The following is a 23131-nucleotide window of genomic DNA, read 5'->3' on the forward strand; positions in this document are numbered from 1 at the left end:
ATTTTACTTTGTTTAAATGGAGGATATAGACGACATAATCTGCGATTACATTTATACGAATTGGGTTAAACCACATAAATCGCAACGCTCTTTTGGTTTGGATCATAATATTGATGAAAGTACAGTAAGAAAAATAAAAGAAAAGAATTATAACATTCCCGTTAAAACTCTGCATAAAATTTGCGAGGCTAGAAATATAAAGCTTTCGGAGTTTTTTAAGTTGATAGATAAATAAAGATGAATGACCAAAAATAAAGTTTGATCTTAATCAAATACCACTATAAAAAAGATGCTGTTGAGGCATCTTTTTTTATTTATGGTAATCTAGGAATACTTATCCATTCGGGATTAAAAGTTGTCAATTCGGGAGTAACTGACTTTGTGATAAAAAAGTAACTTTCTAGTCGTTCTATATTTGAGGTATGGGATGGTATGAAATAATAATAGTGATTGTGGCTATAATAGTCGGCGCATACATCCGGGGTAAAATTTATAAGCATAAAAAGAATATGTTTTACAATGACAGTTGGAAGAGTAGAAATAGAAAATAAATTAAACCCAGAATTCGCATTAGAAATCTACTGCATATAAAATCATTTGTTTTTCTACTTTTTTATTGGTCAAAAGTTACCGCCTATATTTGCAAAATAACGAAACGTAAAAAGTCATGTCTAGAGGTTTTTAGACAGGTTGCGGTTAACTGCAATACTATTTTGACGTCCGGAGAAAAAAAACTACTTTTAATACTATCAAATGATAGTATTAATGAAATCGCCTTATACAGACTTTCAGTCTGCCAACCAAATCTATGGACTTTCAGTCTATAAGTGGTTTAGTTCTATTAGCCCAAAGTCTTTTCCCAAAAAAGAATATTATTGTAGTTTAAATCATCTATTTTTACAAAATAATGAATCTTAAAAATGGTGTCTGTAGTTTTTTTAGACTGACTGACGTTTAGTAAAATATTCTCGAAACTAAAAAAAAAACATAATGGAAAAATACTTACGACAATTAATTTCAATAGAATTTGACGACAAAAAAGAAATCTTTAGCGGTTTTCTCATTGATTGGACAGAAGATTGGATTTTACTGAAAAATAATCCTTTTGATTTTATAATTGATGGCTATACGATATTAAAAAACGTAAATGTAAAGTCAATTATTCAAGATAAGGATCATGAATTCACAGAGAGAGTAATTAAACTTAAAGGTTTGAAAACAAGTGCGGAGGAAATAATTCCGCTTAAGGATTTGTCTTCAATTATAAATTTTCTAGCGGATAAATATGAGATTTTTCAGATTACAAAAAAATCAGATAAAGCTGTTTATTTGGGTAAACTTATAGAATTAAATGAGAAAGAATTGGTAATAGATTTTTTGGGAACCGAAGGGAGATTTGAGGGTGAAATGAGTTTTAAGCAAAACAAAATAAGAGTTATAGAATTTGATACTGATTATATCAATTCTTTGAAACTAATTGTTGATGAAGATAAGAAAAAGTAAGTGGCTGATTTGATGCTGAATTTTTGGATTTGTGATGAATTGTGGACATGTAAATCGCATCTTAAGTTAAGATACCTTTTTGTGATTAATGCGAATCAAGGGTTGAAATAAAAGACTGTTATACCGTTTGAATATTGAATTAGTGGGGTGGTTTTTTGTCATTCTGAGGAAAGAAGAATCACATAACGTGAGTGCCTGATGAGATTTCTCCTTCGTCGAAATGACAAATCACGTGTTTTTATTCCAGTAAAATCAAATTCAAAAGGGTATTATTCTTCTGATTAGACCTAACAGGTTTTGAAAACCTGTTAGGTCTTCGCTGAAAATAAAATAAGTGGTACTCTAAAAGCAGTCGGAATCTATCTAATAGAACTTGAAAAGAATGGTTTTTAAAAAGGGAACAATAGTAGGTGAAGAAAAACTTTATTTACATTTTAAACTTCTTGAAATCTTAACAGGAAAATTTAATAGTTAGAAAATGGTATACTATCACGATTCAATAGAATGTATTAGAGGTATGGACATGCTAATACCGATTATGTATTCAATATAATCCAATAATCCCGAAGCTTCGGGAGGACTATTTTCATACTATATCGGCATTATACCACATACTATTGGGCTATTTAGAAAATATAGATGGTATAACTTGGCTTTCATATAAATTTTATAAATAGTAAGGATGCGAAGAGGAAGTGCACTTGTTATTGTTTTTAAATTGTAACAAAAATTAGCGTAAAACAACTATTTTTCATTTAATTAAGCATCACTAAAAACAGTGATTTTTTACTTATAAAGTAAATTTCAGGAAGAAGATTTTTATTGACTGTTAGTTGTTTACAATTACGGTTTTTAGAAATCTTTTTTTTGCGTTGCAGAAGTTTTTTTTTTGAATAAAAGGAATTCTTATTTTTTGTACCTTCGTCGGCTAAATTCAAAGCGGAAATTGACTTTATTTATTGGAGTGCTATTCTGATAATTTGATTTTATAAATAGAGACTTTTAAATCCAACAATAGTTAAAAAATTGAATACAGACATAAAAATTGCGGTTATAGGGTTGGGTTATGTAGGTTTGCCTTTGGCGCGATTGTTTGCTACCCAATTTTCGGTTGTGGGATTTGATATTAATGTAGCAAGGGTTGAGGCGCTACAATCAGGTACAGACAGTACTCTTGAAGTTGATGATGTGACTTTGCAAAAAGTATTGCTCCAAAAACCAAGCAATGAAATAGGGTTGTATTGCACTTCACTAATAGCTGATATAGCCGACTGTAATTATTTTATTGTTACGGTGCCCACTCCAGTAGATAAGAACAATCGTCCCGATTTAACTCCACTATACAAATCAAGTGAAACCGTTGGTTCTGTTTTGAAAAAAGGAGATATTGTTATTTACGAATCTACCGTTTATCCAGGTGTTACCGAAGAGGAATGTGTACCCGTTTTAGAAAAAATTTCAGGATTGCAATTTAATGTTGATTTTTTTGCGGGCTATTCACCGGAACGAATTAATCCAGGGGATAAAGAACATACCGTAGAGAAAATTTTAAAAATAACGTCAGGATCCACTCCTGAAATTGGCCGAAAAGTAAACGAATTGTACCAATCGGTTATTATTGCGGGAACGCATCTTGCTCCTTCCATAAAAGTGGCCGAAGCTGCCAAAGTAATCGAAAATTCACAACGTGATATTAATATTGCTTTTGTCAATGAATTGGCAAAAATCTTCAATCTTTTAGATATTGATACTACTGCCGTGCTTAAAGCAGCAGGAACCAAATGGAATTTTTTACCTTTCAAACCCGGCTTGGTAGGCGGACATTGTATAGGGGTTGATCCTTATTATTTGGCTCAAAAAGCCCAAGAAAAAGGCTATCATCCCGAAATTATATTGGCGGGTCGCCGTTTGAATGACAGTATGGGAGAATATGTGGCTTCGCAAGTAGTAAAGCTCATGATCAAAAGGGGAGTGACCATCAATGGTGCTCGTTTGTTGATGTTGGGTATTACTTTTAAGGAAAATTGCCCAGATGTTCGGAATACCAAAATCGTGGATGTGATAAAAGCTTTGGAGGATTATGGAATTCAAGTGATTGTTTTTGATCCTTGGGCGAATCCTGCCGAGGTGCATCATGAGTACGGTTTGACAACGGTAAATCAAAAACCAGAAGTCGTTTTTGATGCCGTAGTTCTAGGTGTGGCTCATGCCGAATTTTTGGATTTAGACATTAATTCTCTAAGGAAATCTTGTAGTGTACTATATGATGTGAAAGGGGTTTTGGTGGATGGAGTGGATGGAAAACTTTGATAATGGGAATGTCAATATCAATGTCAATATCAATGTCAATGGCAATTTCAACTTAAAAGAAAAAATAAAAATAGAATAAAGAGGATAGGATAAAGAGGATAGGATAAAGAGGATAGGATAAAGAGGATAGAATAGAGAAAAGAATAAAGTGAATAAAAAACAGAAATAACTGAAAACAGAAAGTCAACATATCGAATTAAAATCCAGCTTCAATGATGAGGTGATTATTACTTTGGTGGCTTTTGCCAATGCAGAAGGAGGAACCGTTTATGTGGGTGTGGATGATAATGGTCTTGCGATTTCTAATTTTAAAATAGGTAAAGAAAGTGTTCAGCAATGGACTAACGAAATAAAAAATAAAACAATTCCTGCGATCATACCAGATGTGACAGTGGAGGAAATTAATGGTGTTCAGGTGTTGGTTTTTGCTATTCAAGAATTCCCCATTAAACCCGTGGCGTTTAAAGGACGTTATTACAAAAGAGTCAAAAATGCCAATTATCAAATGAATTTGCAAGAGATTTCAGATTTGCATTTGAAGACTTTCAATAGTAGTTGGGATTATTATCCTTCTCCCCATTATGGATTAGGGTCTATTGATTTAGATAAAGTAAATCGTTTCATCGAGTCGTCTAATGAAAATCGGGAAACTCAAATTCAAGATGATCCGCTTACGGTACTTCGAAAGTTTGAAATGTTGAAAGAAAATGGGCAAATTGCCAATGCGTGTCATTTGTTGTTTTCTAAAAATGAAGTTTTTGATGCAACGATTTCAATAGGTCGTTTTTCTACAGAGACGAGTATCAAGGATAGTGTTGTATTGCGAACGGATCTGTTTACTGAGGTAGAAGAAACGCTTGCATTTGTTAGGAAACACATCAGTAAAAATTATATCATAACAGGAGATCCCAAACGTGAAGAACGTTGGGAATACCCGTTAGAGGCTTTACGTGAAATTGTGGTAAACATGATTGTGCATCGCGATTATCAAAACGCAGGAGATTCGATCATTAAAATATTTGATCATAAAATTGAATTTTATAATCCTGGTGGATTGGGAAATGGCATTACTTTTGATGAATTGCGTGCCGGTACCTATACGTCATACGCCAGGAATAGAAAAATAGCGGATCTGTTTAGGGAAGTGGGAATTATTGAAAAATACGGTTCGGGTATCAAGCGAATCACCAATGCTTTTGTGAATTACGGTTTGACAGCGCCAACTTTTGAAGCTTTTCAAAATGGTTTTCGAGTAACTGTTTATACTAATGGGACTGATATAAACGATGGCGGTGTAAGTGTCGGTGTAAGTGTCGGTGTAAATGTCGGTGTAAATGTCGGTGTAAATGAACTTTTTATTCTTATTGAAAAAAATCCTGGAATCAATGTTTTAGAAATGAAAGATCATTTCGATGTTACACAGCGAACTATAGAGCGTTGGGTCAAGCAATTGAAGGATAATCATAAAATTGAATTCAAAGGAGCTCCGAAAACCGGGGGGTATTGGATTGTTTAAATAGCAATGGCAATTTCAATTTCAATGTCAATTTGAAAGGGAATAGAAAATAGAATAGAGAAATAGAATTTAGTCAAATAGACAACATAAAACTAAAAAAATGAAAAAGATACTTATTACAGGAGGAGCGGGATTTATTGGATCACATGTCGTAAGACGATTTGTGAATAACTATCCGGAGTACCAAATTTTTAATTTGGATGCCTTGACGTATGCGGGGAATTTGGAAAATATCAAGGATATCGAAAAGGAACCGAATTATACTTTTGTAAAAGGAGATATTACCGATGAAAGTTTTATTGAGACTTTGTTTCAAAACCAACAGTTTGACGGAGTGATTCATCTGGCTGCCGAATCCCATGTTGATCGTTCTATTGAAGATCCTTTGGCTTTTGTGAAAACCAATGTGATCGGAACGATGAATTTGTTGAATGCGGCCAAAAAACAATGGTTGGGGAATTTTGATGGAAAACGTTTTTATCACGTGAGTACTGATGAGGTTTATGGGTCTTTGGGCGCCGAAGGCTTGTTTACGGAAACTACGGCTTATGATCCTAATTCACCGTATTCGGCCTCCAAAGCGAGTTCGGATCACTTTGTTCGTGCTTATGGAGAAACGTATGGTTTGCCGTATGTGATTACCAATTGTTCCAATAATTACGGACCTTATCATTTTCCGGAGAAATTGATTCCATTGTTTATCAATAATATCATCAATAATAAGCCATTGCCGGTTTATGGGGATGGAAATTATACCAGAGACTGGCTGTTTGTAAAAGACCATGCGGTGGCTATCGACTTGGTTTTTCATGATGGAAAGAATCATGAAACCTATAATATTGGTGGATTTAATGAATGGAAAAACATTGATTTGGTTACAGTATTGTGTCAAATCATGGATCAAAAACTGGGTAGAACAACAGGAGAGTCGGCTCAATTAATCACTTACGTGAAAGACAGGCCAGGACACGATTTGCGTTATGCTATTGATGCTTCCAAAATAAACACCCAATTGGGATGGAAGCCATCTGTAACTTTCGAACAAGGACTCGAAATAACCATCGATTGGTATTTGAATAATCAAGATTGGCTGAATAATGTGACTTCCGGGGCGTATGCTTCGTATTATGAGAAACAGTATTCATAAGTTTTGTTTAAAGTTTAAAGTTTCAGGTTTCAAAATCTGAAATCAACAATATTAAATCTGAAATCATCAATCCAATGAACTGGTACGTAGTTTACACCAAACCCAAGTGGGAAAAGAAAGTTGCGGAGCGGTTGAATGAAATAGGAATTACAGCCTATTGTCCTTTGATAACGAAAGTGAGCCAATGGTCTGATCGTAAAAAAACGGTTGAGGTGCCGTTGTTTAATTCCTATATTTTTGTTCAGGTTAATGAAAAGGAGCGCAATGCCATATTTGAAGTTACAGGTGCCATTCGGTATTTGTTTTGGCTAGGGAAACCTGCCATAGTAAAAGAGGCCGAGATTCAAACGATCCAGGAGTGGTTGTGTGTGCAGGATACTTATGAAGTCAGTGTGGACACTTGGCAAAAAGGAGATAAAATCGTGTTAGAATCGGGGCCATTTGTAGCGCAATCAGCTATTGTGCAAGAGGTGAATCAGAATCATTATGTATTGGTTTTAGAGTCGTTAGGATGTATTCTTAAAGTAGAAAAAAAGGTGGTTTGATTTTTTTTTGTTAAATAAAAGTAAAAAAATAGTTATTTATTTTATAAGTTGCTGACTTTAAGTGCTTTGAATTAATGTTTGGTGTACGAAAACTTAGTTCGAAAAGCGCCAAATCAGGGGGTAAAAAGAAGGTGAAATCCTTTTTTTTAATGTAGTTTTGCAAACTCTTAACAAAAACGGTGACCCAATCTGGGACTCACTGCGGCGAAGCCGTGTAAAAGGGGCTCTTTTTTATAAGATAAATATGTAAAATACGGAATATTGCTTTCAAGAGGTGAGTTGTGAGTTGTGAGTTGTGGGTTATGAGTTATGGGTTTTGCCACTCGGCAGTATTTCAACTCGACTCAGTTTAAATTACGCTACTTCAAAAAACTACTTGAAAAAACTACTTTCGAAACAATATTAGATAATAATAATCCATCGGGTTTCATTGTTTTTTACTAGATATAAGCATAGATTTTTATTACTATGCGGTAAAAAATGTTTTAATAGTCAAAAAAAATAATATAATATGAGAAAACTAATTACAGCAATTGTCCTTTTTATAGCTCTTTTTCAGACGTCGACTTTAATGGCTCAAGATATTTTAAAAGGTAATGATCTAAGCACGGTAAGAGTGGATTATTTATCGGATGGAGATATCGCAAAGATAAAAACGCAATTGCAAAGTAATAATGTAACGATAGATCAAGCCGAGTCCATGGTGTTATCCAAAGGGATGAGCGCCACGGAATTTGCGAAATTGAAAAAACGATTGGCTCTGCCTACCGCATCAAAAGCTACTGCAGATAAAACGGCAACAAAAAAGAAAAATGCCGATTCGGAAAATGAAGAAGGTGATGATGATTCAGGGCGAAAGCAAGAAAAAATTGTAAATAAGAAAGTTAAGGACAGCTTGAATTCTCTTGTTTTTGGTTCCGAATTGTTTGATAATCCTACGTTGAATTTTGAACCGAATTTAAAATTGGCAACCCCAGTGAATTATGTTTTAGGGCCTGGAGATGAATTACAAATCAGTGTCAATGGGGTGCAGGAATTTAGCGATAACGTGCCCGTATCTGTTGAAGGAAAAGTAACTATTCAGTATGTAGGTCAAATTTCGGTATCGGGTTTGACGATAGAAGCGGCTACCCAAAAAATAAAAGGAGCTATTTCTAGAGTATATAGTACAGTTCGTTCCGGACAATCACAGGTAGGAGTTAGTTTAAGTCGCATTAGAACGATTAAAGTAACCATTATAGGAAGCAGACAACCTGGAAATTATTCTATCTCTTCTTTGGCAACGGTGTACAATGCCTTGTTTTTGGGTGGAGGTCCAGGAAAGAATGGTAGTTATAGAAACATAGAGTTAATTAGAAACAATAAAGTATATAGAAATATCGATATTTATCGTTTTTTGGTGAGCGGTAATCAATCGGATAATGTGGGTTTAAAGGATAATGATGTTATTCGTATTCCGGCGTACACCAATAGAGTAACGGTAGAAGGAGAGGTAAAACGTCCCGGAATTTTTGAGATGAAAAAGGGAGAGCATTTTTCTGATTTATTGAATTTTGCTTCAGGATTCAATGAGTTTGCCTATACTGCATCGGTAAATGTTTTGCAGAAAACAGGAAAAGAATTCAAAGTGGCTGATATACAAGCAGCTAAATACGGTAGTTACACTCCTTTGAATGGGGATGTGTACCGTATTTCTAAAATACTCAACCGTTTTGAAAACCGAATTGTCATAAAAGGAGCGGTATTCAGACCGGATACTTATTCTTTTTATCAAGGGATGCGTGTTTCTGATTTGATTCGACAAGCCGAAGGTTTAAAAGAAGATGCCTATCTGAAAAGAGCGAGAATCGTACGATTAAAAGCGGATTTGACCACTGAGATGGTAAATGTGGATTTGTCAAAAGTAATGGCCGGTGATTTTAATGCGGATCTAGGCCTAAAGAAAGAAGACGTAGTAACGGTGTACTCTATTTTGGATTTCAAGGAAGAATATACAATTACCATAGACGGGGAAATCAAAAGACCGGATGTGTATGATTACCAAGACAACCTTACTCTAAATGATATTATCGTTGCAGCAGGTGGTTTAACCGGTTCTGCTTCCAAGCGTGTTGAAATAGCCAGGATGATTAAAACCGAAAATATCGATGATGCGAATCCCAATAGAGTGGAATTGTTTAACATTGAAATCACCCCGGATTCTAATGAACAAGCGACCAATTTTGAGTTAAAGCCTTTTGATGTTATCAATATAAGAAGGATGGCGGTGGTCGAAAAGCCGGAGATGGTTACTATATACGGTGCTGTGGCTTATCCTGGTAAGTATGTTTTGGCCAATAAAAAAGAAAAAATTTATGATGTCATCAAACGAGCAGGAGGATTAATTTCTACGGCTAGTTTAAACGGTGTGAAAATAAAAAGACCGATCAAGGCGTCACAAATTGAAGCTTTAGAAAATGTAAATCTGAATTTGGGTAAAAAAGACAGTATCCAAAAGAAATTAGAAAAGAAATTAAAAGAGGATTTGAAATATGCTACCATACCGGTAGATTGGAGTAAAGTATCCAAAAAACAAAACAGTAATGCCAATGTCACTTTATTGCCGGGGGATGAAATTGAAGTTTCGACTTTTAATGAAACGGTAAAAGTGGCTGGTAACGTGTTGCTGACATCCGAAATTCCGTATGTTAGCGGTAAAGGTTTTAATTATTATCTGGATGCCGTTGGGGGAGTGGATGCCAAAGGGTGGAGAAAGAAAGCCTATATCATTTATCCAAACGGACAAGCTGCGGTATCGCACCCTGTTTTATTGTTTTTCAGATCCAATCCAACAGTGGAGCCAGGTTCTCAAATAATAGTTCCCGAAAAACCAGAAACCAAAAAGATGGGTGCTGGAGAATGGGTGAGTATTGCCAGTGTGTTGGTGAGTATGGGGGTTTTGTTGGTTACTGCTCTTAAACCTTAGTTTCGGTTGTGGGTTATGGGTTATCTGTTAAGAGGTGTCAATAACAGAAAGCGGATAACACAAAATCGACAACGAATAACATAGAACTCACAACCGCATTTTAATGAATAGCAACGAAATTATTTTATACCAATCGGATACACTTTCCAACCATATAGAAGTTAGGATAGAAGATGATACAGTGTGGTTAACACAGTTGCAGATGGTAGATCTGTTTCAATCGACAAAACAAAATATTAGTTTGCATATTACTAATATTTTAAAAGAAGGAGAACTTGACGAATATTCAACTGTCAAGGAATACTTGACAGTTCAACAAGAAGGAATCAGAAGTATAAAAAGAAAAGTTAAAATATACAATCTCGACGTGATTATTTCGGTTGGATATAGAGTCAAATCACAAAGAGGAACTCAATTTCGTATTTGGGCAAACAAAATTTTAAAAGAGTATCTACTGAAAGGGTATGCTATAAATAGCCGAATAGAATTGCTTGAGAAAAAGGTAAACTCGATTGAGATTAAGAATGACGAATTCGATTTAATCTTAAAAACCAATTTGCCTCCCAATCAAGGTGTTTTTTATGATGGACAAATATTCGATGCTTATGAACTCGTAGCAAGAATTATTAAATCGGCTAAAAAATCGATTATCCTAATAGATAATTATTGCGACGAAAGTGTATTGTTGCTATTGTCGAAAAGGGAAGCGAATGTTAACGTCACGATATATACCAATAAAATAGAACCTACTTTACAATTGGATTTGGATAAACACAACCAACAATATAATCCTATAAGCATTCAAGTTTTCAAAAAAGCACATGATCGTTTTTTGATCATCGATAATGAGGAGTTGTATCACATAGGTGCTTCCTTAAAAGACTTAGGAAAAAAATGGTTTGCCTTCTCAAAGTTGAATGTAAATGTTGCCGATTTGTTGAGTAATTTATTGTAGATAGCATTAAATAGAAAACCAGCTTCTCGATACAATTTTATAAAAAAAGTTGTCGCTATTTTATAAAACCACTACCATTGACGTTTTTTTTAAACTGATGAAAAACGTCATTTCATATTGCTTTTTTTAGAATAAAAATTCCACCTCGAAGTGACGAAATAAACAGAAAACCGATAACAGACAACCGATAACGGAAATATGAACGAACAAATACCCAACGACGAAATATCGTTAAAAGAGTTACTGGAAAAAGCCAAGGAATGGTATGCCTATTTGCTGTCACAATGGAAAATCATTGTGCTGGCAGGAATTGTAGGAGCCGCTTTGGGATTGACCTATTCCTTTATAAAAAAACCGGTTTACACCGCGACTTTGTCTTTTGCTTTAGAAGATGAGAAATCGGGTGGTGGATTAGGAGGTGCTTTAGGCTTGGCAAGCTCCTTTGGGATTGACCTTGGCGGCGGCGGTGGTAGTATCTTTACCGGTTCTAATTTGACAGAGCTGTTTAAGTCCCGCTCTATGGTAGAACAAACGTTAATGACTCCGGTTACCGTAAATGGGAAAGTAATTTCTTTGGCCGAAATGTACATTCAAAATAACGAATGGCGAGACAAATGGAACGACAATCCAAAATTCAAAAACATACAGTTTTTACCCGATACTAAACGAAAATATTTCACTAGAGTGCATGATAGTATTCTGGGGGAAATGTATAAGAATTTATCAAAAGAAGGACTTTCTGTTGCTCAAAAAGACAAAAAAGTTGCCATTATCAATATGGACGTTTCTTCTACCAACGAATTATTTTCGAAGTATTTTTGCGAAGCTTTAGCCGGACAGGTAGGGAAATTTTACGTAGAGACCAAAAGCAAAAAAGCCAGGATGAATATGGCTATTTTACAAAAGCAAACCGATTCTATTCGTGCGGAACTCAACGGGGCGATTACCGGTGTGGCTGCGGCCAGTGATGCAACCTTTATGTTGAATCCTGCGATGAATGTTAGACGTGCCCCTTCGGCTCGTAGACAGGTTGATGTTCAAGCGAATACAGCTATATTAACAGAATTGGTTAAACAATCCGAATTAGCTAAAGTTACAGTACGTAAGGAGACACCCTTAATACAAGTAATAGATCGACCTATTTTGCCTTTGCCTAAAGAACGTTTCGGTAAAGCCAAAGGGTTACTGATGGGAGGTGTTTTAGCAGGGTTTTTGATGGTGATGGGATTGATTGTAAGACGATTGTTGAAGCAGTTGGAGTTGTAAATGATTTTGTTTATCTATTAATTCAGCCTGAAAGCCGAAACTTGAAACAAAACAACTAAAATTCAGATAAATCACAATAGAAAACAAACAACAGATAACCAAAAGTAGACAACCGATAGCTGAAAAATGGAAACAGGAATTACTTTTAGTGCCTTCGATCTTTTCCACGCAGGGCATGTAAAAATGCTTGAAGAGGCCAAAAGGCATTGTGATTATTTAATGTAGGTTTGCAAACGAATCCAACGCTCGATCATACAGACGAAAATCAACTTGTACAAACGGTTGTACTGTAATAGATTCATTGGAGGGTTGCAAGTTTGTGATGAGATTGGGTCTAAATACAGAACAAGATTTTATAGCTATTTTGCGTTCCTTTAAAATTGATATACGTATTGTAGGCGAGAGAAAAAGAGAGTAATGCATTGATATAGGGGTGTGTTGCGGTTAAGTAGAGTTGAAATTTAAGATGCTTGATCATCGTTTCTAGTAGTAGTTTTCGAAAAAAAGTAGTAGGGAAACTAGAGGAGAATAAAGTATAGTATTAATAGTGTCTTTAAAGAAGTGGTTTAAAGGTTGATAATTTTGATGTATGAATAAAAAAACGGGAATTACCCATGTGATTCTCACGGGTGGGGTGGGTAGCAGGTTATGGCCTTTATCGCGAAAAAGCCAACCCAAACAATATCTTGATTTATTTGACGGTAAGTCCTTGTTTGAGATGACGGTTAACCGTAATAGTAACTTAGCGGATAAAGTAATGGTTGTAGGTAATGTTGACAATTGCCATTTGAGTCGGAAAGTGATGGAAAAATCGAATATACCGTATATAGATATAATTGAATCAACTCCAAGAAACACTGCCGCTGCAATAGCTTTTGCAGCTTTTGCCTCTCATCCGGAAGATATTTTGGTTGTAACACCTTCAGATCATATCATTGATGAAATGAAAAATTATGAGGCTGCTATTAATGAAGCTGTCGAGAAAGCTTTTGAAGGGTATATAGTTACTTTTGGAATTGTTCCTACAAAACCTGAAACAGGTTACGGTTACATTGAACGCAAGGGAGATGATGTACTTTCTTTTCGGGAAAAGCCCAACCAAGTTACCGCTAAAGATTTCATTGCTAAGGGAAATTTTTTGTGGAATAGTGGTATGTTTTGTTTTAAAGCAGGAGTGTTTTTGGAAGAATTAAAATCATTTAATCCTGAAGTATATGAAAAATCAAAAATGGCTTGGGACAATAATGCCAATGGTATTTTAGATTTAGAGATGTCTCTGGATATACCTTCCATCAGCATTGATTATGCGGTTATGGAAAGAAGTAAAAAAATTAAGGTGGTTCCATCAACATTCATCTGGTCTGATTTAGGTTCTTTTGAGTCGGTTTATGATTTTCTTGTTTCTACGGGTCATTCAGTTGATAAAAATGGCAATATGGTAATTGGCAGCAATAACTATACTGCTTTTGTAGGGCTAAAAAACACAATTTTTGTTTATACGGATACCGCGAATCTAATTCTGCAAAAAGAAAGTTCTCAAGATGTTAAGAATGTATATAACGAATTGGAGAGAGCAAACTCGGATTTGTTGAATTAAAAACAAGGTACTAAGATTTTATATTGTGGAACACAATGGTATGATGGATAAACCATTCGGTGAATATTATCAACTAAAGAAAATAACAACTTAATTGATGTTTCTAGTGTAGTTTTAGACCTAGGAAACCAACAAGGGATTTAAAATATTTTTTTTGCTAAGGAAAACCCAGTAGATATTATTGCTGCTGTAAGAATAGAAGGGAATTGGACAAGAATAATTATCTGCGTCAATTTTTATGGGAAATATGCAAATTTGAATAATCTATTCGATAGATATTGCAATCTAGTGTTGAAAAATTTATTTCTTTGGGTAGTTCCTGTTTCATAAAGCAAATTGTTTGACTATTTGTATAACGTAGGAACAGGAGAGGATTTGATTATAAAACATTTGGTAGGAACGATTCAAAAAAACACTTTTTTAACATGTTTCTGTGAGTTGAAATACTAGACTTTATAGTATAAAAAATAAAATAATATAATTTTATAAATTAATTATGATTAAAAATTTAATTGTATTTGGAACTCGCCCTGAAGCCATAAAAATGGCTCCATTAGTAAAAGAGTTTAATAGAAATAATGAATTTTTTGAAACTCGAGTTTGTGTTACTGCACAACATCGTGAAATGTTAGATCAAGTATTGGATTTTTTTCAAATTACTCCGGATTTTGATTTGGATTTAATGAAACCCAATCAGAATTTGTATTCCTTAACCTCGGATATTATTTTGGGTATGAAATCTGTTTTAGAGAAATTTCAACCGGATTATGTGTATGTTCATGGAGACACCACCACTACTATGGCAACCAGTATAGCTGCGTTTTATTCAGGTGCTAAAGTATGTCATGTAGAGGCGGGTTTAAGAACACATAATAAACTTTCTCCTTTTCCCGAAGAAATGAATAGACAAGTAACGGGACGTATTGCAGATTTACATTTTGCGCCTACACTTACTTCAAAAGAAAATTTATTAAAAGAAAATGTAACTAAAGAAACAATATTGATTACCGGAAATACAGTAATCGATGCTCTTTTAGATAGTTCAGAACGAGTAAATTCACTTCAAAATGATGAAATTGATTTGTTGAAAAGAGAATTGGACTTTACTAAGCGTATTATTTTAGTAACGGGACACCGTAGAGAAAACCATGGGGATGGGTTTATTAATATTTGCGCTGCTTTAAAAGAAATTGCTTTAGGAAATCCAGACGTGCAGATTGTATATCCAGTACATTTAAATCCTAATGTGAAAGGGCCTGTATATGAAATTCTTGGTGAAATCTCCAGTATTAAATTAATTAATCCCTTGGCCTATCCTGCTTTTGTTTGGTTAATGAATCAATCCTACTTAATCATTACGGATTCAGGTGGAGTGCAAGAAGAAGCACCTAGTTTAGGTAAACCAGTATTAGTAATGAGGGATACCACGGAAAGACCGGAAGCGGTTGAAGCGGGAACGGTGATTCTGGTTGGTACAGATAAAAATAGAATTGTATCAGAATGCAATAGTTTATTAAATGACAAAGTGCGTTACGAACAGATGAGTGCATTACATAACCCCTACGGCGATGGTAAAGCATGCAAGCGAATCGTAAACCATATTTTAGAATTATCAAAAGACAAGAATTTAATATTAAATTAAATATATTTATAATGATTCAACCAAAAGTTGTAACTATCGGTTTAGGTTATATTGGACTACCAACTTCAGCATTAATCGCCAATAATAATATTCCTGTTTATGGAGTTGATATCAATCAAAAAGTGGTTGACATTATCAATGCAGGTAAAATCCATATTGTAGAACCTTCTTTGGATGAAGCAGTTGCTAAGGCAGTTAAGGAAGGTTTTTTGAAAGCCGGCACAAAACCAGTAATGGCTGATACTTATTTAATTGTCGTTCCTACACCTTTTAAGGCTAAAAATGAACCAGACATTTCTTTTGTTCAAGCAGCAACTAAATCCATTCTTCCTTTATTAAAAGAAGGGGATTTATATATTATTGAATCGACGTCTCCTATAGGGACTACAGAAAAAATGTTAGAATATATCTATACCGAACGTCCTGAGTTGAAAGATAAATTATATATTGCCTATTGCCCAGAGCGTGTGTTGCCTGGTAATGTAATGTTTGAGCTAGTACATAACGACCGTGTAATAGGTGGGGTAAATGAGTCTTCTACTCTAAAAGCGGTTGCTTTTTACAGTCAATTTGTAAAAGGAGAATTACATAAAACCAATGCTCGAACCGCAGAAATGTGTAAATTAACCGAGAACTCCTCCAGAGATGTGCAAATAGCTTTTGCTAACGAATTGTCTTTGATTTGTGCAAAAGCAGATATTAATGTTTGGGAACTGATAGAATTGGCCAACAAGCACCCGCGAGTAAATATTTTGCAGCCTGGTTGTGGCGTAGGTGGGCATTGTATAGCTGTTGATCCTTATTTTATTGTAGCCGATTATCCTATGGAATCTCAAATTATTGGAAAAGCAAGGGAAGTCAATAACTATAAATCTTTTTGGTGTGCCGAACAGGTAAAAACAGCTAAGCTAGAATTTCAACTTAAAGAAGGTAGGAAAGCAAGAGTAGCTATTATGGGGTTGGCATTTAAACCTAATATTGATGACTTAAGAGAATCTCCAGCAAAATATATAGCGCAAAAGGTAATGCAAGATGCATCTAATGAGGAATATTATTTTGTTGAGCCAAATATTAATGACCATCATGTATTTAAAATTTCAAATTATAAAGAAGCTGTTGAAAAAGCAGATATTATAGTTTTTCTTGTAGCACACAAGGAGTTTAAAAACTTGGAAATTGCTCAAGACAAAGTGGTGTTGGATTTTTGTGGAGTTTTTTTAAACAAACAATAAAGAATTTATATTATCAGAATTTTACAACTTTTAAAATGATTTAAAATAAATATGGAAAATAAAAAAATAGCATTAATTACAGGTGTAACAGGACAAGATGGGGCCTATTTGGCAGAATTTTTATTAAATAAAAATTACATTGTGCATGGTGTAAAAAGAAGAAGTTCTTTAATGAAAACGGACAGAATTGAGCATTTGTTTAAAGATCCACACAAAGATAATGTGAATTTCTTTTTGCACTATGGAGATATGACAGATTCAATGAATTTGACTCGAATAATTCAAGAAGTTAAGCCGGATGAAATTTATAATTTGGCAGCTATGAGTCATGTTCGTGTGAGTTTTGATACGCCAGAATATACAGTCAATGCTGACGGTATAGGTACGCTAAGAATATTAGAAGCTGTACGTTTATTGGGGCTAGTAAAAACTACTAAAATTTATCAGGCTTCAACATCTGAACTTTATGGTTTAGTTCAAGAAACTCCACAGAAAGAAACAACACCTTTCTATCCAAGATCTCCTTATGCTGCTGCTAAAATTTATGCATATTGGATTACTGTTAATTATAGAGAGGCATATAATATGTTTGCTTGTAACGGAATTCTTTTTAATCATGAGTCTCCAACTAGAGGTGAAACTTTTGTTACAAGAAAAATAACAATGAATGCTGCTAGTATAGCTTTTGGAATTGAATCCAAATTGTTTTTAGGAAATTTAGATTCAAAAAGAGATTGGGGGCATGCAAAAGATTATATAGAGGCTATGTGGTTAATTTTACAACAAGACAAACCTGAAGATTTTGTTGTTGCAACTGGGAAAACAACTAAAGTAAGAGATTTTTTAACACTCTCTTTTCAAGAGGTGGGGATTTATATTACTTTTAAAGGAGAAGGTGTAGATGAGATTGGAACAATATCAGAAATTGATTCGGAAAAATATAAGTTTAAAACAGGTTTAAGCGAGCTTAAAGTAAATGTAGGGCAAGATATTATTTTTATTGACCCCTATTATTTTAGACCTACTGAAGTGGATTTATTGATTGGTGATCCATCTAAAATTAAAAAAGTTACAGGATGGGAACCAAAACATGATTTGTTGTCGATCGTTAAAGATATGATGGATAATGATTTGAACATTGTAAAGAATAAATTTAATAATGTATGTGTGTAGATTTAATAATCGATGGAGTGCTTATTGCTCAAGTTTATAATATGAATAAGATTGAAGGTGTTGCATTTCCTACACCTTCTGATGCTACTTTTCAATTTGGATTTGGCGAAATTGAAAATGATAAGGTTTTAATTCCACATATTCATAAAAGAGTGAAAAGAGAAATTGAAACAACTTCGGAATTTTTGTACGTTATATCTGGTGAAATGATAGTTGATGTATTAGGTGAGGATGAAAAATTCATAGAGCGAGTTGTATTAACCGATAATATGGGGCTTTTGCAATTCATCGGCGGGCACAGGATTGAATTAAAATCTAAAACTAAATATTTCGAAATTAAGCAAGGACCATATTACGGAAGAGACTTTGATAAATACAATGTAAAATTTGATAATATCTAATAAAATGAGTAAAAATAATTTTATTCCTGTTAACACGCCTTTATTGGATGGAAACGAATTGAAATACGTTACTGAGTGTATAACTACTGGATGGATTTCTTCGGAAGGACCATTTGTAGATAAATTTGAGTCAGCACTTGCACAATATACAGATAGGAGACATGGGATAGCAGTAGCTAACGGAACCGCAGCTCTAGATATTGCTTTTTCGGCAATTGGTTTAAAAAAAGGGGACGAGGTTATTTTACCTTCACATACAATTATTTCCTGTATTTTGCAGATTATTAGAATTGGTGCCATTCCTATATTGGTAGATTCTGAGTTGAAGACGTGGAATATGGATGTTGATGAAATTGAATCAAAAATCACAAGTAAGACTAAAGCTATTTTAGCCGTTCATTTGTATGGGCTTCCTTGTAGGATTGATAAAATTATTGAAATTGCCGATAAACATAATTTGTATGTCATTGAAGATGCTGCACAGATGATAGGACAAACTTTTAATGGTAAACCATGTGGGAGTTTCGGACATATTAGTACCACAAGTTTTTATCCAAACAAGCAGGTAACCACTGGTGAAGGGGGAATGTGTTTAACCAATGACGATGATTTAGCCAATAAATGTAGGAGCTTTAGAAATTTGTGTTTTCAGACCGAATCTCGTTTTGTACATAAGGAATTGGGATGGAATTATAGAATGACCAACATTCAAGCTGCTTTGGGATTGGCACAAGTTGAAAAACTAGATGAACATGTTGTATTAAAAAGAAAAATAGGGAATAAATATTCAGAATTGCTTAAAGATATTAGCGGTTTTAATCTTCCTTTGATGGAAACGGAATATGCCAAAAACATCTATTGGGTTTATGGAATTTTTCTTAATGAAAATTCTAAATATAACGCAAAAGAAGCCATGTTGTTGTTGCAAGAAGCTGGTATAGCTACAAGACCATTTTATTATCCAATGCATTTACAGCCGGTATTTCAAGAAGATAAGTTGTTTGAAGGTCAAGAATATCCTAATGCTGAAATACTTTATAATAGAGCTTTTTATATACCTAGTGGAGTTGGCTTTACCGAAAATGATGTTGAAGCAGTTTCTAAAGTATTGATTGACCTTTTTAAAGTATGATTTCTAGAGACATTATATATTATGGACTGATAAAAGGAATTACCGTTTTATATTGGCTCATCATTATTAAACTTTCTTCGATTTATCTTGATCCGGAAAGTTTTGGAAATTTTTCGATTGCATTCAGTATTTCAACTTATATAGCGATCGTTTTATCAGGTTGGCAATCATCAGCGGCCTTACGGTTTTATCATGAGGTAGATTCTAAATTAATTTATTATAACGTATTACTAAAAACGCTATTTAAACCCTTTTTATTATTTCTTTCTATAGGTGTATTAGCAAGTTTGTTATCTTATTTTTACATGTCGGATGATTTTTTTTGGATTGTTATAGCAATTATTCCCTTAAGTATTCTGTATGGACTATTTTTGCTTATCGTTCCAATTGTTAGGATAAAACGGGATCTAAAATTTTATTTAAGATTGCTTCTTATTCAAAGCGTGACTTTAATAGGTACAGTCATTCCTTTGTTAAGAATTTTCGGTTGGGTCGGAGTAATACTAGCCTTTGTAGTTTCATATTTTGTAGTTTTGCTGTATTTTGTAATTATAAAAATAAATCAGTTTCATTCTATTTGGTATGTAAAAACGAATACTAAGTTGGTTTCTCAAATGATGTCATATGGTTGGCCTGTGGTATTAATTGGTGCTTTTTCACAATTGCTCTCAAGCATTGATCAAATTGTTCTCAAATACAATGGTTATAATAATGAGGTTGGGATATATGCAGCTAATTATAATATTGCGGAAAAAAGTGTATTTGCTTTTTTAGCAATATTTGTTTCTGCTTTTACACCGATACTCTATAAGAATATTAATTCCAAAAATTTTGATCTGTTATTACAAATACGCAAGGGGGTTTCACAGTTTTTACTTTTTGCCCTGCCAATAGTAGTCCTGTTGGCAATTTTCTCAAGAACAATAAGTGCAGTTTTTTTAGATAAAAAGTATGTAGAAGGACATTGGATAATACCTATTATAGCCTTTTCAGGTATATTTGTAGGTATAGCAAGTTTTTATTCTGAGGTATTAACTGTAGCTAAGAAAACTAAGTTATTGGCAGCATTATATGGGGTTGCAATGATGGTTAATATAGTATTAAATATTATTTTCATACCAAGATTCGGTATTCTGGCAGCTGTTAGTGCAACTTTTTCAGCATACTTTGTTTTACTCGTTTTGGTTTGTGTGTTTGCAAGTAGGAATAATAATGTAAATTTATCGACTTAATGGGAGTTAGAATTAATTATATTGCTACAGTGCTATTTTTTTTACAATTTTTTTTTGTCAGGATATTTATAGGTGGTTTGGGCGGTAGTTATGAGTCTTATACACAATTTAATTTAAGTTGGATTTGCTATTTATGTGAACTATTAATTATTTTATTTTTTATACATTATGTATTACGGGTTAGATTAGTCCATGATCTAAAAAAATTGCTCAATTCTTTTTTGCTGTTACTTTTAATTGAGGTTTTTCAAATTCTTTTTATTTTACTTCTTTCAGATATTAATAATATAGGTATGTTGTTACTATATTATTTTCGTTTTATTTTAGTGTTATTTACTAATGTGGTCTTTTTTTTGTATTTTTATGAAAGAAAAACCTTTATTAATATTTTTTTTAAATTCTCAGCAGTTAGCATTGTATTTAGTTTGTTTTTTTTATCAATGCATTTATTATTCGGTTCAAATATACAAATACACATTGCTGATGGGTTTCCGAGGGTTCAAGGCTTCTTCTCTGAACCATCAGGTTTTTCAGGAACATTGGCAGCTTTTATTGGGATTTGTATTTTAGAAAGGAGACGGGTTTGGTTCTTTTTGGCTCTTATTTGCGCCATAAACACTCAATCAGTTATCGTTTATATTACTATTCTCTTCAGTTTACTCTTTTTATTTTCATCTAAAATTTCTTTGAGAAAAATATCTATAATTTTAAGCTTGTTGATAATAAGTATAGGAATAGGTCTTAAATCTTTTTCATCAATTGAATTTAGTGGTACTTTTCTCCGAATATCCGATTTAATAAAGAATTTGGGTGAAATTAAAGAAATGGATTCTTCAGTTTTAAAGAATCTTGATATGGATAGGGTTTATGGTTTAATGGTAACACTTGAGGATATCATTAAGGACAATTTGATGTTTTCTGGATATGGAGTTAATGGGTCATCTTACATATTTGTTCAAAGATATGAAGACGTTATGGATTATGGTTTATTAGCCTTTTTTATATCTAGTTTTGGTGTGATTTTTGGAGTTTTACTTGTTTTTTATATTGGTAAAAATCTACTCAGAGTATATAGAGAAGATAGAATTATAGGATTAATAGGTGTTTGTTTTTTTATAGCCGTTCTGGGAAATTCTGCAGAGGGTATATTAATGTATAGTGTTAGTTTATCTATTGCTTATTACGAAGCAGTTTTTAAAGGGTTTAGTAGGTTAAAATTAAAAATTAGTTAGGTATGTCAAAGAAAATTTTGTGGGTTGTTGGGTCTCTAGAGCAAATAGGAGGCGGAGAAAGGCTTTTACTTGAAGGCGTCAAATATTATGATTCTATTGGTGTACAAACAAAAGTTGTAACATGGCGTTATAATGAAAAAGCACTATTCGGTAAAGGGTATCAATTAAAAGATGTAGTTGTCCTCGAAAATAATAAAGAAGTTAAAAGGAGTAATATATTAAAATTTGGTTTTGATAGATTTAAGAGTATTATAAAATTGTTGAGTATAGCGCGTAAATTTAATCCTGATTTATTACTTTGCCAGAGTGAATACGATGCGATTATTGTTGGGATTATTGCAAGAATACTTAATAAAAAATTCACTGTACTCATCTTCGGGCAAACATATCAATTTCCATACGATAATATAAAGTACTCCATTCTGTTTAGAAAACATCTGACTGAAATTGTAAATTCATGTCAAGGGTACAAAGATTCAATTCCCCTAACTTCCCCTAAGCTTAGTGTTTCTAACGCATTAATTAATAATACTCTAGCTTATTTAAGATATTATTTTATTCGAAAAGCTTTTAAAACTTTTACTTTGTCAAAACAAGTTCAGTGGGAAGTTGAAAAAATATATAAAATTACTCCGGAAGTATTAAGAGCCGGTTTTAGCCGTAAAGAAATATCTTCTCGGAATCACCGTGAAGGTTTGAATGGTACATCAAATGAAACGATTAAGTTTTTAATGGTTAACAGATTGGTTAAAAAGAAGCGGGTAGATTTAGTTATTAATGCTTTTAAGGAACTAAATATAGATTATCAATTAACTATTATTGGAGGAGGAGAAGAATTTGATTCACTAAATCAAATTATTGTTGATAATAATTTACAAGATAAAATCAATCTGACAGGTAGAATAAGTGATGAAAAATTAAAGGAATATTTAGTTAATTCTGATGTCTTCATGAGTCTAGATGTGGGAGATTTTGACATTACTGTTGTTGAAGCTATGTCCTATGGATTAGAAATTATTGTAAGTAGTGATTTTGTAATTGATGATGATTTTAAAAAGTATAAAGCTATTCGTCCTGTAAGCCCTAATGTTGTTGATGTTAAGGAAATAATTAAAGATACAATAGAAAATTTTGGAAAAGTAAAACCTAATACCAAAGAATTAGACAATCTTACTTGGGAATATTATTTTTCTAAAATATTAGAGTCGTAGATTTAAGCTTTTTTTATATTATATTGGGACGTATAAAATTGTATTGGTTTAAAAATTGTATTTGAAGTAACT

General features: G+C 33.4%; 18 protein-coding genes and 1 pseudogene. All 19 read left to right on the forward strand.

Annotation, left to right across the window (positions count from 1 at the left end; translation table 11 throughout):
• Positions 1-16 precede the first annotated feature (16 nt).
• Entirely contained in the window at positions 17-235 is a 219-nt protein-coding gene (locus DB891_RS17970) for a helix-turn-helix domain-containing protein (protein ID WP_116761920.1), read from the forward strand.
• A gap of 755 nt (positions 236-990) precedes the next feature.
• Positions 991-1503 (forward strand): hypothetical protein, encoded by a 513-nt coding sequence (locus tag DB891_RS06915; protein WP_116761922.1) that lies wholly within the window; start codon positions 991-993, stop codon positions 1501-1503.
• Between the two features lie 1026 nt (positions 1504-2529).
• Complete coding sequence (locus DB891_RS06920) at positions 2530-3813, forward strand: nucleotide sugar dehydrogenase (RefSeq protein ID WP_189337116.1); 1284 nt, start codon at positions 2530-2532, stop codon at positions 3811-3813.
• 190 nt (positions 3814-4003) lie between these two features.
• Positions 4004-5329 carry an ATP-binding protein gene (locus DB891_RS06925; protein WP_223256070.1) on the forward strand — a complete coding sequence of 442 codons (1326 nt, stop codon included), beginning with the start codon at positions 4004-4006 and terminating at the stop codon, positions 5327-5329.
• Positions 5330-5429: 100 nt separating this feature from the next.
• Positions 5430-6476 (forward strand): dTDP-glucose 4,6-dehydratase, encoded by a 1047-nt coding sequence (rfbB, locus tag DB891_RS06930; RefSeq protein ID WP_116761926.1) that lies wholly within the window; start codon positions 5430-5432, stop codon positions 6474-6476.
• 74 nt (positions 6477-6550) lie between these two features.
• Positions 6551-7021, forward strand: coding sequence for a UpxY family transcription antiterminator (locus tag DB891_RS06935; protein ID WP_116761927.1), 471 nt, complete (start codon positions 6551-6553; stop codon positions 7019-7021).
• Positions 7022-7532: 511 nt separating this feature from the next.
• The gene (locus DB891_RS06940; RefSeq protein ID WP_116761929.1) at positions 7533-9986 is read left to right on the forward strand and encodes an SLBB domain-containing protein; all 2454 of its coding nucleotides are present in this window, start codon (positions 7533-7535) and stop codon (positions 9984-9986) included.
• Positions 9987-10089: 103 nt separating this feature from the next.
• Complete coding sequence (locus DB891_RS06945; RefSeq protein WP_116761931.1) at positions 10090-10941, forward strand: virulence RhuM family protein; 852 nt, start codon at positions 10090-10092, stop codon at positions 10939-10941.
• 198 nt (positions 10942-11139) lie between these two features.
• On the forward strand, positions 11140-12207 hold the full coding sequence (locus DB891_RS06950) for a Wzz/FepE/Etk N-terminal domain-containing protein (RefSeq protein WP_116761933.1): 1068 nt from the start codon (positions 11140-11142) through the stop codon (positions 12205-12207).
• Between the two features lie 126 nt (positions 12208-12333).
• A pseudogene (locus tag DB891_RS06955) lies at positions 12334-12622 on the forward strand (adenylyltransferase/cytidyltransferase family protein); the annotation flags it as partial.
• A gap of 174 nt (positions 12623-12796) precedes the next feature.
• On the forward strand, positions 12797-13804 hold the full coding sequence (locus tag DB891_RS06960) for a mannose-1-phosphate guanylyltransferase (RefSeq protein ID WP_116761935.1): 1008 nt from the start codon (positions 12797-12799) through the stop codon (positions 13802-13804).
• Positions 13805-14300: 496 nt separating this feature from the next.
• Complete coding sequence (gene wecB / locus DB891_RS06970) at positions 14301-15446, forward strand: non-hydrolyzing UDP-N-acetylglucosamine 2-epimerase (protein WP_116761937.1); 1146 nt, start codon at positions 14301-14303, stop codon at positions 15444-15446.
• An 11-nt stretch (positions 15447-15457) separates the two neighbouring features.
• The gene (gene wecC, locus DB891_RS06975) at positions 15458-16678 is read left to right on the forward strand and encodes a UDP-N-acetyl-D-mannosamine dehydrogenase (RefSeq protein ID WP_189337117.1); all 1221 of its coding nucleotides are present in this window, start codon (positions 15458-15460) and stop codon (positions 16676-16678) included.
• A gap of 51 nt (positions 16679-16729) precedes the next feature.
• Complete coding sequence (gmd, locus tag DB891_RS06980) at positions 16730-17851, forward strand: GDP-mannose 4,6-dehydratase (protein WP_116761939.1); 1122 nt, start codon at positions 16730-16732, stop codon at positions 17849-17851.
• Positions 17842-18252: a cupin domain-containing protein gene (locus DB891_RS06985; RefSeq protein ID WP_116761941.1), complete on the forward strand. Its 411-nt coding sequence runs from the start codon at positions 17842-17844 to the stop codon at positions 18250-18252. Before gmd ends, DB891_RS06985 begins: the two co-directional genes overlap by 10 nt.
• Positions 18253-18256: 4 nt before the next feature.
• Positions 18257-19384: a DegT/DnrJ/EryC1/StrS family aminotransferase gene (locus tag DB891_RS06990; protein ID WP_116761943.1), complete on the forward strand. Its 1128-nt coding sequence runs from the start codon at positions 18257-18259 to the stop codon at positions 19382-19384.
• Positions 19381-20616, forward strand: a complete 1236-nt coding sequence (locus tag DB891_RS06995; protein ID WP_116761945.1) for an oligosaccharide flippase family protein — start codon at positions 19381-19383, stop codon at positions 20614-20616. The genes DB891_RS06990 and DB891_RS06995 overlap by 4 nt, the downstream gene beginning before the upstream one ends.
• Entirely contained in the window at positions 20616-21848 is a 1233-nt protein-coding gene (locus tag DB891_RS07000; protein ID WP_116761947.1) for a hypothetical protein, read from the forward strand. The genes DB891_RS06995 and DB891_RS07000 overlap by 1 nt, the downstream gene beginning before the upstream one ends.
• A 2-nt stretch (positions 21849-21850) precedes the next feature.
• Positions 21851-23059: a glycosyltransferase family 4 protein gene (locus DB891_RS07005; RefSeq protein ID WP_116761949.1), complete on the forward strand. Its 1209-nt coding sequence runs from the start codon at positions 21851-21853 to the stop codon at positions 23057-23059.
• The last annotated feature ends 72 nt before the right edge of the window (positions 23060-23131 follow it).

It is taken from the genome of Flavobacterium laiguense (assembly GCF_003097655.1).
Classification (GTDB): Bacteria; Bacteroidota; Bacteroidia; order Flavobacteriales; family Flavobacteriaceae; genus Flavobacterium; species Flavobacterium laiguense.